This is a genomic window from Christiangramia fulva (assembly GCF_003024155.1).
GTDB classification, from domain to species: Bacteria; Bacteroidota; Bacteroidia; order Flavobacteriales; family Flavobacteriaceae; genus Christiangramia; species Christiangramia fulva.
Genome location: NZ_CP028136.1, coordinates 1,382,332 through 1,396,646, shown reverse-complemented (window position 1 = coordinate 1,396,646; position 14,315 = coordinate 1,382,332). Strand labels below are relative to the sequence as shown.

13 protein-coding genes and 1 tRNA gene are annotated in these 14,315 nt (G+C 38.8%); 5 read left to right on the top strand and 9 right to left on the bottom strand.

All coding sequences use genetic code 11. From position 1 onward, the window contains the following. Positions 1-32: 32 nt before the first annotated feature. Positions 33-809, top strand: a complete 777-nt coding sequence (locus C7S20_RS06465) for a THC0290_0291 family protein (RefSeq protein WP_107011719.1) — start codon at positions 33-35, stop codon at positions 807-809. Here the strand turns inward: C7S20_RS06465 and pncA are convergent. From pncA to C7S20_RS06440, 5 genes are all read right to left on the bottom strand, one after another. Then, entirely contained in the window at positions 806-1,417 is a 612-nt protein-coding gene (gene pncA, locus C7S20_RS06460) for a bifunctional nicotinamidase/pyrazinamidase (RefSeq protein WP_107011718.1), read from the bottom strand. The two genes, C7S20_RS06465 and pncA, sit on opposite strands and share 4 nt — an antisense overlap. A 1-nt stretch (position 1,418) precedes the next feature. Continuing rightward, on the bottom strand, positions 1,419-2,825 hold the full coding sequence (locus tag C7S20_RS06455; protein WP_107011717.1) for a nicotinate phosphoribosyltransferase: 1,407 nt from the start codon (positions 2,823-2,825) through the stop codon (positions 1,419-1,421). 10 nt (positions 2,826-2,835) lie between these two features. Beyond that, positions 2,836-3,372, bottom strand: a complete 537-nt coding sequence (locus C7S20_RS06450) for a macro domain-containing protein (protein ID WP_107011716.1) — start codon at positions 3,370-3,372, stop codon at positions 2,836-2,838. 118 nt (positions 3,373-3,490) lie between these two features. Then, a complete protein-coding gene (locus C7S20_RS06445; RefSeq protein WP_107011715.1) occupies positions 3,491-5,734 on the bottom strand; it encodes an inorganic phosphate transporter in 2,244 nt (747 codons plus the stop codon). A 41-nt stretch (positions 5,735-5,775) separates the two neighbouring features. Next, positions 5,776-6,981, bottom strand: coding sequence for a porin (locus C7S20_RS06440; RefSeq protein ID WP_107011714.1), 1,206 nt, complete (start codon positions 6,979-6,981; stop codon positions 5,776-5,778). Between the two features lie 442 nt (positions 6,982-7,423). On the opposite strand from C7S20_RS06440, the gene C7S20_RS06435 reads away from it, so the two are divergent. The 4 genes from C7S20_RS06435 to C7S20_RS06420 all read left to right on the top strand — a co-directional run bounded on the left by C7S20_RS06435 (position 7,424) and on the right by C7S20_RS06420 (position 10,238). Next, positions 7,424-8,311 carry an amidohydrolase family protein gene (locus C7S20_RS06435; protein WP_107011713.1) on the top strand — a complete coding sequence of 296 codons (888 nt, stop codon included), beginning with the start codon at positions 7,424-7,426 and terminating at the stop codon, positions 8,309-8,311. A gap of 96 nt (positions 8,312-8,407) precedes the next feature. After that, positions 8,408-8,689 (top strand): hypothetical protein, encoded by a 282-nt coding sequence (locus C7S20_RS06430; RefSeq protein WP_107011712.1) that lies wholly within the window; start codon positions 8,408-8,410, stop codon positions 8,687-8,689. A 260-nt stretch (positions 8,690-8,949) separates the two neighbouring features. After that, positions 8,950-9,294, top strand: a complete 345-nt coding sequence (locus C7S20_RS06425) for a hypothetical protein (protein ID WP_107011711.1) — start codon at positions 8,950-8,952, stop codon at positions 9,292-9,294. A gap of 173 nt (positions 9,295-9,467) precedes the next feature. Then, positions 9,468-10,238: a carboxylesterase family protein gene (locus tag C7S20_RS06420; RefSeq protein WP_159039886.1), complete on the top strand. Its 771-nt coding sequence runs from the start codon at positions 9,468-9,470 to the stop codon at positions 10,236-10,238. 156 nt (positions 10,239-10,394) lie between these two features. Here C7S20_RS06420 and C7S20_RS06415 read toward each other — a convergent pair whose 3' ends face one another. The 4 genes from C7S20_RS06415 to rseP form a co-directional block, all read right to left on the bottom strand. Next, a complete protein-coding gene (locus tag C7S20_RS06415; RefSeq protein ID WP_159039885.1) occupies positions 10,395-11,141 on the bottom strand; it encodes a PepSY-like domain-containing protein in 747 nt (248 codons plus the stop codon). 131 nt (positions 11,142-11,272) lie between these two features. Beyond that, positions 11,273-12,394, bottom strand: a complete 1,122-nt coding sequence (locus tag C7S20_RS06410; protein ID WP_107011708.1) for an ATP-binding protein — start codon at positions 12,392-12,394, stop codon at positions 11,273-11,275. A 392-nt stretch (positions 12,395-12,786) separates the two neighbouring features. After that, a tRNA-Asn gene (locus C7S20_RS06405) sits at positions 12,787-12,860 on the bottom strand. 99 nt (positions 12,861-12,959) lie between these two features. Beyond that, the gene (rseP, locus tag C7S20_RS06400) at positions 12,960-14,276 is read right to left on the bottom strand and encodes an RIP metalloprotease RseP (RefSeq protein WP_107011707.1); all 1,317 of its coding nucleotides are present in this window, start codon (positions 14,274-14,276) and stop codon (positions 12,960-12,962) included. Positions 14,277-14,315 lie beyond the last annotated feature (39 nt).

The following is a 14,315-nucleotide window of genomic DNA, read 5'->3' as shown; positions in this document are numbered from 1 at the left end:
TGCTATATTTGCTTTACTCCAAGCCTGTCATCATGATTAAACCCAGGGCAATTTTTGTACTCCTACTTCTCATTGCGCTTTGGCCGGGGAAGGGTTTTGCCCAATTTCATATTTCAAATGAAGTTGGGGTACTGGCCGGTCCTGCCGCTTTTTTTACTGATTATGGCGAACGTTTCAATTTGCGGAATAACCTCGATAATGAAGGTTTTGGAGTCGGGCTTGTACATTATATGGATTTCGCCTACCGCGCTGAATGTACCTGTAAACGCCGGGAATGGTTTTTCAGCAAACATTTTAGAATTCGAAACGAAATTGATTATTTTCATTCCAAATTAGAACATTATGGTCCCGTCGCGCAAGGCAATGATGAAAGCGGACGGATGCTACGGGCCATGCATGGAAAAACCGCCCTGTGGCAGGTGGGAACTTCCCTTGAATATCATTTTTACGGAATAAAGGAATTCAGAGATTTTTCAGTATTATTCGGGCCCTATATAAGCCTGGGAGTTCAATTTGTTAACTATCATCCCGGTGCATATTCCGACCTTGGCCCCATAGACAGCCCAAAAGTTTTGTTCCGGACTTTCCAGGGTGGTTTAAATCTGGAAAGTGGAAATACTTTCGCTATTATAGGCAGCGGCGGATTTCGCTATCATTATACCCGAAGAAGTGATATTGTAATAGAAGGCCGATGGATGTATTATGATACCGATTTTATTGAAGGATTATCTCCGGTGGGCCTTCAAAACAAATTTAACGACTTTGCTTTCTGGATAAACATCGGGTATATCTATGTGCTGAATTTCTAGGATTTTATTTCAGAAGATGAGATGATCCTTCCGCCTTTTACAAGAATATCTTCCTTTGCTTTTTTAAAATTTTCCTCATCCAGAGCTCGTGTAGCGTCTTCGATCAAAGTAACATTGAAACCTTCGGTTAACGCATCTTTTACAGAAAAATAAACGCAATAATCTCCGGCAAGACCAGCGAAAAACAGTTCTTTAGCTCCTTTTTCCTTTAAATAACCCGCCAAACCGGTCGATTTCAGATGTGCGTTATCATAAAAGCCGCTGTAACTGTCGATTTTCGGGTTGGTACCTTTCCGGAAAATGGCTTCTATTCTGGATGTTTTTAGGTCGGGATGAAACTCGGCACCTTTTGAATTCTGTACACAATGATCTGGCCACAGCACCTGATCAATTCCATCCAGATCAATTTGATCAAACGGCTCTTTGCCTTCATGGCCCGAAGCAAAACTGGCGTGCCCCTGCGGATGCCAGTCCTGGGTTGCGATCACAAGATCAAATTTTTCCTGAAGTTTATTAATCAGCGGCGCTATTTCATCTCCACCGGGAACTGCCAGTGCTCCGCCGGGAATAAAATCATTTTGAACATCGATGATCACAAGTGTTTTCATACTATGTGTTTTTATAATGACGGATGAGTTTGTCGCGCTCTTCCCGCAATTTTTCACTGATCCCGATTTTATAGATATGTGGATTATTAAACCGCTTAAACTCGATAGGGAGCTCAGAAAGTCTTTTTAAACTATAAGCGGCAATCTCTTCCAGGGACCTTTTTTCGTGTAAAACCTCCCCGCCTTCCATCACGGGATGCAGCAAAGGCTCCTGTTCAAATTGGCCTAATTGTAAAGATTTATAGGGTTCAAACGGATGGAACATTTCTTCTACCCTTTCCTCATTTTCCAATGCAACGGCATCAGCGCCGATACATTTCCCGTTGGAATCTTTAATTCTGAAGACTTGTTTTTTATGTGGAAGCGTTACTTTCACGATACTTTCTGAAATTTTAATCCGGGGTTCACCTCCCGACCAGGAAAGCTTATAAACGCCATCCAAAGCGGCATCGGGAGCGCCAGTTACGAGGTTGGTTCCCACGCCGAAAACATCAATGGGCGCCTGCTGTTCGAGTAAACTTTTAATCACATATTCATCAAGCTGATTGGAAGCTGCAATTTTTACATAGTCCAGACCTGCCTCGTCGAGCATTCTTCTGCTTTCTTTGGCAAAATAAGAAAGGTCACCGCTATCCAGTCTCACGGCCAGTAGTTTTTGCCCCCTTTCTTCCATTTCTTTTGCCACTTTTATGGCGTTGGGAATACCGCTTTTTAGCGTATTGTAGGTATCTACCAGCAAAACACAGTTTTCGGGTCTGCTTTCGGCGAAATCACGAAAAGCTTTAAGTTCGTCGTCATAGCTTTGGATAAAAGAATGAGCCATGGTACCCGAAACGGGAATATCATAATCCCTGGCAGCAATTACATTGCTGGTACCATCAAAGCCGCCGATGATGGCAGCACGCGATGCAAAATAACCTCCCGTAGCCTGGGCCCTTCTCAAGCCAAAATCAAGAAGTTTGGAATCTCCCGCCACCAGTCTTATCCGACTCGCCTTGCTGGCGATAAGGGTTTGGAAATTAAGATGGTTGAGCAACAGCGTTTCAATGATCTGCGCTTCAATAATATTTGCCTCTACCTGCAAAACAGGCCTGGTAGGAAAGACAATATCGCCTTCTTTTACAGAACGTATATTGCCGCGGAATTGGAAGTTATGCAGGTACTTCAGAAAATCTTTTTTAAAGCCCTGTTCCTGTAAAAAAAGAAGATCCCGCTCTTCAAATCGTAATTCCTGGATGATTCCGAGTAATTCTTCAAGACCTGCAAAAACGGCATAGCCGCCTTTAAAAGGAAGTTTTCTGAAAAAATAATCAAAAACGGCTTTGTGGTCTCGATGCCCTTTATTGAAATAGACCTGGGCCATCGCTAATTGATACTGGTCTGTATACGTAGCTGAAAAATTGTGCATTAAAGATGTGTTAACCAACCGAAATCTCTTTCAGTTTATTTTCATAAAGATGAAGGTCTTCTTCACCAAACAACACAAATTTAATTCTTTTAAGGTGTTTTAGGTTAGGTAGTTCACTTAAAACCGTATTAAAAACTACCTTTACAGCCTCCTCTGGAGGATATCCAAAAATTCCTGTTGAAATAGCGGGGAAGGCTATTGAGCTAATTTTGCTTTCTTCTGCCAGAGAAAATGCCTTCCGGTAACAGGAAGAGAGGTATTGATCTTCAGGTTTGTCTTTTCCATAAACGGGCCCCAGAACATGAATAACAAATTTATTAGGAAGATCATATGCCCTGGTAATCACAGCCTGCCCGGGTTTTATGGGAGCCAACTTGCGGCATTCTTCGTAAAGTTTCGGGCCTGCTCCAGAGTGAATGGCGCCTGCAACGCCTCCGCCCGGTGCCAATTCGGCGTTAGCAGCATTGACAACGGCATCAATCCCTGGTTGATTTGCGATATCGCCCTGTGCGACTTCTATTTCTATTTGCTGAAGAACGATTTTCATAACACAGTTTTAAAATGTGTATTTAATATATTGAAAAACATTCAAAATTCAGAATATGGTCAGGAAAAGAAAAAGCCACTCATTTGAGCGGCTTTTTAATTAAAAAATAGTCTAAAACCTATACTTTCTTATAACTCGCATTGTATTCCTGAAGGAGATTCATGATCCCGTTCACCAGGTCTTTGGATTCAAGCAGAATATTGAAATACAAAGTAGTATTTTTTGGACTTGATTCTTCAGTTCTTGTCCTGCTGATCTGCTTTTCCTGTTTTTCTGAAAGTCTGGCCAGGACCACTTCTTTATGAGCGATGATATTTTCTATCTTATCAAATTTACGTTCATTAAAGACCTCTTCGATCTCCTCAAGTAACTTTTTCAAGACCTCATCGATCTCTTTTAGATCATTGATCTGGTTATAGCGAAGGGGTTTATGATTATTGTTCACATGCTTGTAGCTCTTTTTCGAAATGAATTCAAGCGATTGAGCAACATCAGTAAGATAGGCCAGAATGGTGATATAGAAGCTGCTTCCGCGTACGCTTTTTTCATCAAGGCTTTTTATAAAAAAGAAGATATGATCCCGAAGTTCCTCGATTTCAGCATCGAGTTTGGCAACACCTTTTTTACTCTTTTTAAGCTTCGACTTCTCCTGTTTTGCAAGGCCTTCGATCACATCAGAATAGATCTTATTGGTGCGCCTAATCACATCTGAAATGTTATCGGCACTTTCGGAAATTATTCCCTGAACAGTTTTACTTTCCGATTTTTTAAGTCCGGAAGTATCGGTTTTAGCAGATTGGTTTTTCTTGTGCACCAGGTAATTTCTGAAAAGCAATCCTATGGCAATTATCAAAAGAATAGCTATTGCAGGGCCTCTTCCGAGGAAAATAATATAGGTAAGGACTCCAGCTGCCACAAAAGCGCTGAAAGCAGTAAAAAACCACCCGCCAATTACATTAAGAACGCCGGCAACGCGATAAACCGCACTCTCTCTTCCCCAGGCACGATCGGCCAGCGAAGTCCCCATCGCCACCATAAAAGTAACATAGGTTGTGGAAAGCGGAAGTTTATATGAGGTTGCTATCGAGATCAGGACACCTGCAATGGTAAGGTTTACCGAGGCCCGAATAAGGTCAAAAGCAGGCTTGTCTTTATCAAGTGCGACAGCCACATCTTCTTCAGGTTTTTCAAAACTTTTACTTATTCGCTGCTTGGTTCCCACAGGCACGGTGGCTCTTAAAAAAGAAACCAAACGCGTGCTTCCGCTAACCAGCGAACGGGAAAGAATATTCGGATTGAACTTCTCAGAACCGTGTCCCTGCCGGGAAAGATTGATTTCGGTTTCGGCAACACTTCTGGCTTTTTTTGAGAACCACAGGGTGAGCACCATAACGCCACCTGCGATGAAAAGCAATAATGGCTCAGCAGGTACTTTTTCCTGTAACACATTCATAGAAAAACTGCTTGCCGGTTGTCCCGAAGCAATCCACGCTTCATAAGAGTGATATCCGGCCATAGGAACCCCAATGAAGTTTACCAGGTCGTTTCCAGAGAAAGCCAGCGCAAGTCCAAAAGTTCCCACGGCAATCACCACAGTAAGAATACTTTTATTGAAAATCTTTTGAAAAAGATAGGAGAAAAGCGTCCAGAACACGAAGCCTACCCCTAAAATAAGGTAAACCTGATCTGTAATAAATCCTTTGAAATCATCATAATAAGGAGTGCCTTTCAGACCTTTAAAAATAATGAAATGGCCAATGGCAGTAAGACAAATCCCTCCGAATATTGCACCGAAATTCTTTACTTTCTTTTCATATTCAAAAGTAAAAACCAGCCGTGAAAGCCATTGCACGATGGCTCCCACAGTAAAGGCAACGATCACTGAAAGAAAGATGCCTGAAATGATTTCCAAAGCCTTATCGGTATTTATATATTTTAAAACATCGGTAAAAGATTCAGTATCATTGGCACTTACTTTAATAAGAGCCATTATCACTGCCGCTCCTAATAATTCAAAAACTATGGAAACCGTTGTGGAGGTGGGCAGCCCAATGGTGTTAAAGAAGTCGAGCAACAAAATATCGGTGATCATGACCGCTATAAAAATGATCATGATCTCATCGAAATAAAATTCCCCGGGCACAAAGATTCCTTTTCTGGCAACTTCCATCATTCCGCTAGAGAAAACAGCGCCAATGAAAATCCCCAGGCTGGCAACGATCATGATGCTTTTAAAGGAGATGCCTTTAGAGCCAATAGCAGAATTGAGGAAGTTAACAGCGTCATTGCTAACCCCAACAACCAGGTCAACCACCGCAAGAACGGCAAGTGCGACCAATATCAATAAATAAAAATTTTCCATTTTTTATAATTAAACAGGGTATTTCCCCTTTTTTATTTCATTTAAAAATGAAGGTCAAAACCTAATCTCCAGCTAATTTCATCTTGTATACCGCCAAGAGTATCATAATTAAAATCAGTCTGCACTTTTAGTTTATGCCCTACAATATATTTAGATAATCCTAAAGTATACTCATTTCTATCGGCTTCGCCTGTAACATTGGCATAGCTGTTTTCTGTGTAACGCGCAGCAATTTGATAATTGCTGGGGAACACATAGCCGGCCTGGATATTGAAAGCATTTCCTTCCAAAACAATATCGCCTGTAGGAGTACTTTCTCCCTGCTGCATGGCCACCGGTTCTTTGGCATTTCTATGAGCATATTCTGTCATTAGGGAAAATCCCTCATATTTGAACATAGCGTCCAGAAACGTAGTGGTAATATCGGTTTGATAAAGGTCATTATTGGATAAAAACATATAAGACCCCTGATTTCCACGCGTTTTTACTGCATTATCATTGAAATCATAAGTAAAACCCATCATAAGTTTTGGAGTTTCTTCCCGCACCAGGTCGGCAGAAGAATAATCTCCTCCATGCTCAAATTCTCCAAATGGAAGTAATTCCAACCTTCCTGTATATTCAAATCCGCCAAGATTACCGGTTGTTATATTTCTTCCTTCGCCCTGGGAGAAAGCAAATTTTTCACGGGTGTAGAAATCTCCTCCCCAGTGGATAAGATGTCGCAGTTGGAAGCCAACATCGCGGTCCAGGTTAAAATGGCTGTTGAGAATAGAACGGTCAATAAACTCCAGGTTTCCAGAAGAAATCACCCTTTCTATATTTCCGGGCAATTTTGTTTGGCCCACCCAGAGTTCAAAATTTTCATAGAAATTCCACATGACCACCGCATCAAGAATGAATCTTGGCGCATTGCCGGTGAATTGATTTGCGCCTGAGATGTCCCTGTTAGACAATCCTAATTCTATTTTATATTGTAATTTAGGTGAATACGCAAAACCTTTAAATTTTAAGCGAGCTCGCCTTATAAGAAAATTCTGTTCAGGGTTCCCAAAATTTTCGCCGTCATAATTCCAGGTTGTCATAGACCTAAATTGTATACGCGGTGCGAAATTTACACTGAAGGAACTATCTTTAGCAGTAAAATTGAACATTCCTTTTCCAAATTTCGTGTCACTGATTTCCTGAGAGAATACATTAACTGATAGGAAGGTAAAGGCCATTAAGACCCCAATACGTAATTTCATTTTAAAATCGTTTCTAAGTTTTTGTCGGGCACAAAGAAACAGAAGTAATGTTAAGTTAATGTTTTCCCAGTATTAACTATTTTAGATCATTTAAAAAAAGGGCTGTCCGAAAATAGGACAGCCCACACACTCGAATCCAGTCGACAAAAACTTAACGATTTTAAAGTGTGTGTCTAAAAGACTAGGCAAATAAAGAAAACTGATATGACCCAGGTATTACCGGTTTATTAAATAATATTTAAGAGATGGGAAAGTAAGGGAGTGATCGTGTGATGGAGTGATCGTGTGATGGAGTGATGAAGTGATGGAGGAGTGCCCTGAAATGAATTGTAAAAAATTCACAACTTTCTCACTTTAATTATATCTAAATGATTCATTTTCAAACATTTAATTTTTATATTGCAAAATAATCTTACTTGAAAAGGAACAAAAAATAAAGGCGATGAAAAAAATCAGCTTAAGTTTCCTATTGATTTTCTGTATCAATATTGGTATAAGCCAGATTATAGATGTGCACCTGCATTCGTATACTGATGAAGATTATTATGGAGGTCGCCCCTATCCGTTAGGAAATATATCCTCCCCCGCTACGGCTAAAGGGCATCTCAAACGAACGATAGAATTAATGGATTCTTTACATATTGAATACGCGGTTATTAGCAACAGTTTAAAAGCTAATGAAAAATGGATGGAAGCTGATGATAGATTTATTCCCGGCTATAGTGCCGGTACAGATTTGATTCCGGTAGATGAATTTGAGCAGTTAATTAAAAATGGGAAAATTAAAGTTTTTGGAGAGGTAGGCTCAGTCTATGACGGTACTACATTAACCAATCCTATTTACAAACCCTATATAGAAATATGCGAGAAATACGGGATACCGGTAATGTATCACACAGGTCCTCCCGCTCCACATTCCGAAAGTAAAGCAAAAAGAATTTTTAAAGGTGACCCTGCATTAATTGAAGATATTATTGCCACCTATCCTAATATTAAAATTTGTTTACAACATGCCGGCGCGATCTTTTGGGAAAATGCAGTAATATTAATGGCATATTACCCAAATGTATATTCCGATTTAGGGGTTTTGTTTTGGGCCAGCCCAATATCAGAAGAGATAGCTGTTAATTTTCTTAAAAAGTGTAAAAACTACGGCGTTCTTAACAAAGTAATGTACGGTACAGATCAAATGGTATGGCCGGAAAGCATGGTAGTTTCAATAGACAAATTTAACGCCCTCGGTTTTTTAACGGAAAAAGAGAAACAGATGATCCTTTACGATAATGCCAAAGAATTCCTGGGTTTAGTTGATGCTCCCAATCATAAATAATAGCAGAGTATATTTTTAAAAACTTTCAGATTAAAAATAAATATATGCAGAGGCTGGTTAAGGTAAGCCCCCGATTTTCATTTAAATTTTTCCAATATGAAAATTGATAAATTACTTTCGGTACTAAGGTGGATTTTTACTCTCCTATTTTTACTTATTGGCTTAAAATCTTTACTGGTAATTGCGAGTTTTTTGCCTGGTTCAGAATATCCGGGCAGTCCGGCAGTAAAAGCCTTTGCTGAGGCTATTTTCTCAAAAGGCTTTATTAGTCCGGTGATGTCAATTACTTACGTTGCTTCAGGAATTCTCATAATTATTAAACGAACCGCACCATTAGGACTAGTGTTGTTAGCACCCTTCATCATTCCATTTTGCTGACACATTTGATGTTTGAACCTAATCCCATTCTTGGAATTGTAATAGCCTTTTTTTGGCTGCTTTTTGTATGGCGTTTCCGAAAAGCATACCAGCCCATGTGGAACTACCCGGATTCTTTAAATAGAATTCGAAAAAAAATAGTAGAGAAACTGAATAAGTCGGGTAGTTTCAAATAAGAACTTAAGTCGCAATCGAAAATGTCAGGTTTCACAAAAAAGAGCTAAATTAGTTTGAAATGAAAAATTTAAATTGCTTTCCGCATGAAAGGCAGGCCTTTTCCAGTTATTACTGTGGCAATTTTATTTATTCTTGCTGGATCTTTGGGTTTAATATATCATATTCAGGAATTTTTCAAATCTCATATAACAGATTGGTATGAATCAGTTTGGGTTTTAATCTTAAGAGTTTTAGCGATAGTTTGTGGCGTGCTGTTACTTTTTAGGATCAAGTGGGCAAGATGGTTAGCGATTCTCTGGATGAGTTATCACATTGCTATTAGTGCACTACACTCGGTTGTTGAGATGTTTACACATATCGTACTTTTAATTATTATCTCAATATTGCTATTTTTACCAATCTCCAATAAATTTTTTCAAAAGAAATAAGAATACAGAAAAGCTGTCAACGGCGCTATCGAAAATGCCGGGTTTCATAGAAAAGAGCTAAATTGGTTACCTTAAGAAACCAGATATTAAATCAAATAATATTTATGACTCCATAATATATGGGCTTACCCGAATCTTCTAACCGTTATTTTCAATTCTCTTATCTGAAAAATATGAAATTCTTAAAATCAAGTTTATTTGCGTGGAGTATAGTGCTTTTGTGTTTCGGAAGCATTACCAACTCATTTTCACAATCGGCTCTTTTTAGCTATCAAAAATATGTAAGCGCTGAAGGTGATACCTTAAATTATAGAATGCTTGTATCAGATTATAACCCTACAAGTAAATATCCACTAGTAATTTTTTTACACGGTTCGGGAGAACGAGGCGATGACAATGAAGCTCAATTAAAATGGGGAGTTTTGAATTTTGCTTCAGACCAAAATATGAAAATGCATCATCCTATTGTTATTGCCCCTCAGTGCCCAAAAGATATGAGTTGGGCCAATTTCTCTGAGGAAGATATGGCTCTTAAACCTTCACCAACGCGGCCTATGGAACTTCTAAGGGAATTAATTAACGAAGCTGTATTAAAGTTGCCGGTTGACACCAATCGAATATACATAACCGGACTCTCAATGGGAGGTTTTGGCACGTATGATGCAATTACGCGTTATCCAGAGCTATTCGCCGCTGCAGTTCCGGTTTGCGGAGGAGGTGATGTTTCAAAAGCAGAAACTATTGCAAATATTCCAATCTGGATCTTTCATGGAGCATTAGACGGAACTGTAGATCCCGTTTTATCACAGAATATGGTAGAAGCCTTAACCAAAGCAGGTGCTCATCCAGGATATACTCAATATCCCGAAACTAGTCATTTTTCATGGATAGCTGCTTACAGCGACCCAATGCTGATGGATTGGTTATTCAGCCAACAAAAGTGATGTTTTATTAAAACATTTGCCTCCTCTGCCTGCGGCAACAGGTTTTCGCGCAAACCGAAATAGAAAAAGCCAACCTTTTGGCTGGCTTTTAGCAGTTCTTTTAAAGAAAATCATTTTTAAGGAGCCAAAAAGTTTTTGCCTTCCTAGTTGAATTTGTTAATCGTTTTCACTTTCATGCTCGTCTTCACTTTCTCCATTTCCGTCTTCCGAAGAAACAAAATTCCCCTCCTGATCAAATTTTAATTCAACACCATTATTCAGGGTAATTTCATAAGCTTCTTCATCCATCTCGGCTTCGATTATGGTATTATCAGGATAATTATCGGTTATATAATCCTTTATTACCTGAGGCAGATCATTTGGACTAAGATCTTCGTGATCTTCTCCCTGGTCGTCATTATTTTCATCCTGGCCCTGGCCTAAGAAATTACCATGCCCATCAAAAATTAGTTCAAGGTCATTTTCCAGTTTGATTTCATAATTTCCATTATTCTCCATTTCGGCCTTTTCAATATTGATATTAGGATAATTAGTATGAATGAAATCCAGGATATTTTGAGGTAAAGCGGAAGCTTGTATATGTTCATCACCAAAATCATCCTCATTATCATCATCGATACCAAGAAATTCCCCCTGGGCATTAAATATAAGTTCGGTATCATCACTCAGCGTGATCTCATAATTTTCATTATCCTCAACCTCAGCCTTAATAATTGTGAGTTCAGGATAGTTAACTGTTATATAATCCAAAATACTTTGGGGAAGAGTTGAAGTTCTTACATGTGCATCGGCTGAAAAAGCCACCGCATTCAAATCTGGCGCAACCGTATTATCATTTTCTGAACACGATTGAAATAACACAGCGAAAAGTAAAATTCCCGGTAAAAATTTATTGATTTTCATATCGCACGATTTTAATAAACATTTAAACATAAAATAGACATAGATAACGGCCATTATTTTTTTATAGTATATGCCATGTTCAAGTGATAAATTCAACTGGCCAGGTTGGTTTTTATCACCTGAACATGGATTTATCCGTTTTTTAAAAAATCTCTGAAATTATTTCTATTGATAATCGTTACCTTCGCATCATATGTTTCTGAAAACTTCTTAGGTACTTTTACTTTTCTATTTTGATTCCACTTAATTTCAAAGCCTTTTAATATTCCCGCTTCTTCTTCGATATAATCAATTTCCTGTTGTTTCACGGTTCTCCAAAAATACCCTTTAGCAAGGGAATTATTGTAGGCCCTGTTCTTTAGACGTTCAGCTATCAAAAAGTTTTCCCATAAATTACCTTTATCCTGTCTATTTTCCCAAGGCGTTAAATCACCGATTACCATATTTCTGACGCCAGTATCATAAAAGAATATTTTATGATTAGTTTTTATTTCGTTTCGTAAATTTCTACTGAAGCTTGGAAGTTTGAATATTACAAACGCCTGGCAAAGGAGGTCAATGTAGGCTGCTACTGTCTTTTTATCAATTCCTAATAACTGGGATAATTCATTATAACTCACTTCACAGCCAATTTGAAAGGCAAGGGCCCGTAATAATTTTTCAAGGACCTCTGGTTTCCGAATTCCGCCATAACTCAAAATATCCTTATATAAGTAGCTATCCGTTAGTTGTTTTAGAATATCCTTTTCTTCGCCGAAATTATTTATCACATCAGGATACATCCCATATATTATTCGTAATTCTAACTGTTGCTCCGCCTTAAGAAATCCCATATGTGATTCAAATTCATTCCAGGAAATAGGATAGAGCTGATATTCCCATTTTCTGCCTGTCAACGGTTCTTGAGTCTGGTTGTTCAATTCGAAGGCTGACGAACCGCTGACTAAAAGTTGAACTGATTTCATTTGATCAGTAATTAATTTGAGGGTAAGCCCAATATTTTCTATACGTTGGGCTTCATCTATAAAAACTATTTTATGAGTCCCTATTATATTTCTGAGTTGTTCTAAATTAGGGTTGGATAATAATTTTCTTACCGTTGGGTCATCTCCATTTAAAAAAAGGAATTCTTTCCCTTCTAATAATTTATTGAAAAGGGTAGTTTTACCTACCTGCCTTGGACCAATTAAAAGAATGGCCTTCCCAGTTCCAAATCGATTTTCTATTTTCTTTTCTAATATTCTTTTAATCATATTCAGGGATTATATTCCCCAAATATACCATTTTTCGGGGATCATATTCCCTAAATATACCTATATCTTGTTTTTCGAATTAAAATTTGATTTTCCAAACTATTTTATATGGAAATATTTCTAAAGATCACTGAAAATGCCAAGTCCCGCACTGAAGTGTTAAAAAAGTAAATGAAAATTTGTTGTACCTATGTTGTACCCAAAAAAAAGAAAAGCCTTCCGATTTCTCGAAAGGCTTCTTATTTACTGGCTCCTCCTCTTTGGGCTCCCTTCGACGGGGCTCAGGATAAACCCTTCGATGGCGCTCAGGATAAACCCTTCGACGGCGCTCAGGATAAACTTCTCGCCCAAACTGAAATAGAAAAAGCCAACCTTCCGGCTGGCTTTGTTTGCTCCTCCTCTTGGGCTCGAACCAAGGACCCTCTGATTAACAGTCAGATGCTCTAACCAACTGAGCTAAGGAGGAATGTTTTGCTTTAAAAGCGGTTGCAAATATAAATCAATTTTTAAATGCTGTCAAAACAAAATTTAAATTTTTTGAATGAAATTTTTTGCCTTTTTGATACTATTCAAATAACCAGCGATATATATCATTTCCGTTAGCATAAAGTACCAAAGCGATAAGAATAAAGAAGCCTACCATCTGTGCAATTTCCATAAATTTATCGTTCGGTTTTCTGCCGGTGATCATCTCATAAAGCAGGAACATTACATGCCCCCCATCTAAAGCCGGAATAGGCAAAATATTCATAAAAGCAAGGATGATAGAAAGTAAAGCTGTGGTATGCCAAAAGCCCATCCAGTTCCAGGTATCGGGAAATAAACCGCCAATAGCTCCAAAACCTCCTAACTGGCTGGCTCCTTTTTTGGTAAATACATATTTGAACTGGTAAACATAGTCCCGAAGGGTCCAGTAACCATAATCAAAACCTTTGCTGATGCTTTGAAGGAATCCGTAGGTCTTTCTTTTAATTTTGATATTGGTAAGCGGACCAATTCCCAACTTACCTTCTTCGTCGGGTTCGATATTACGGCTGAGGATCTCCCCGTCCCTTTCAAAAACCACTTCGATCTCCTTCTGTTTATTTTCCACAGAAATTGGCGCGATTTCATGCCAGTATCCAATATCATGTTTATTAAGTGAAATAATGCTGTCACCCTTCTGTAGACCGGCTTTTGCCGCCGCCATATTAGCCGCTACCGTATCTATTACCGGGTGATTAATGGGCACAAAAGGTTGCATGATTCCTTCATGAAACATTTTAATGCCTATCTCATCAGGAATCGAAATAGTCTCTTCCTCCCCATTTTGATGTTCAACCGTAATGCTTCGAACATCCCTCAAAAAAAGATGTTTATTAATGTCGAGGCTATTTTCAAAATCCTTTCCGTTTACCTTCAGGATCCTGTCTCCGTCTTCAAATCCATATTGTTTAAAAGTATCAGCAATTGCAAAACCTTCAGACATTTGTTCGGGCCCCACTATGGCTCGGCCCCAAACGAACATGATCATCATATAGATCAGGAATCCCAGCACCAGATTCACGGTAACCCCTCCCAGCATGATAATCAATCGCTGCCAGGCTGGTTTGCTTCGAAACTCCCAGGGTTGAGGCGGTTGGGCCATCTGCTCCTTATCCATGCTTTCATCGATCATCCCCGAAATCTTTACGTAACCCCCAAGAGGTAACCAACCGATCCCGTAGACGGTTTCACCAATTTTCTTTTTAAAAAGGGCGAACTTCACATCAAAAAACAGAAAAAATTTCTCTACCCGCGTCTTAAAAAGTTTCGCCGGAATGAAATGCCCCATTTCATGAAGTATGATCAAAAAGGACAAACTGAGTATTAATTGTATGGCTTTTACTAAAAATGGATCCATTAAGTAGCTTCAATTTTTAAATCGCACAAAAGTAAGTTT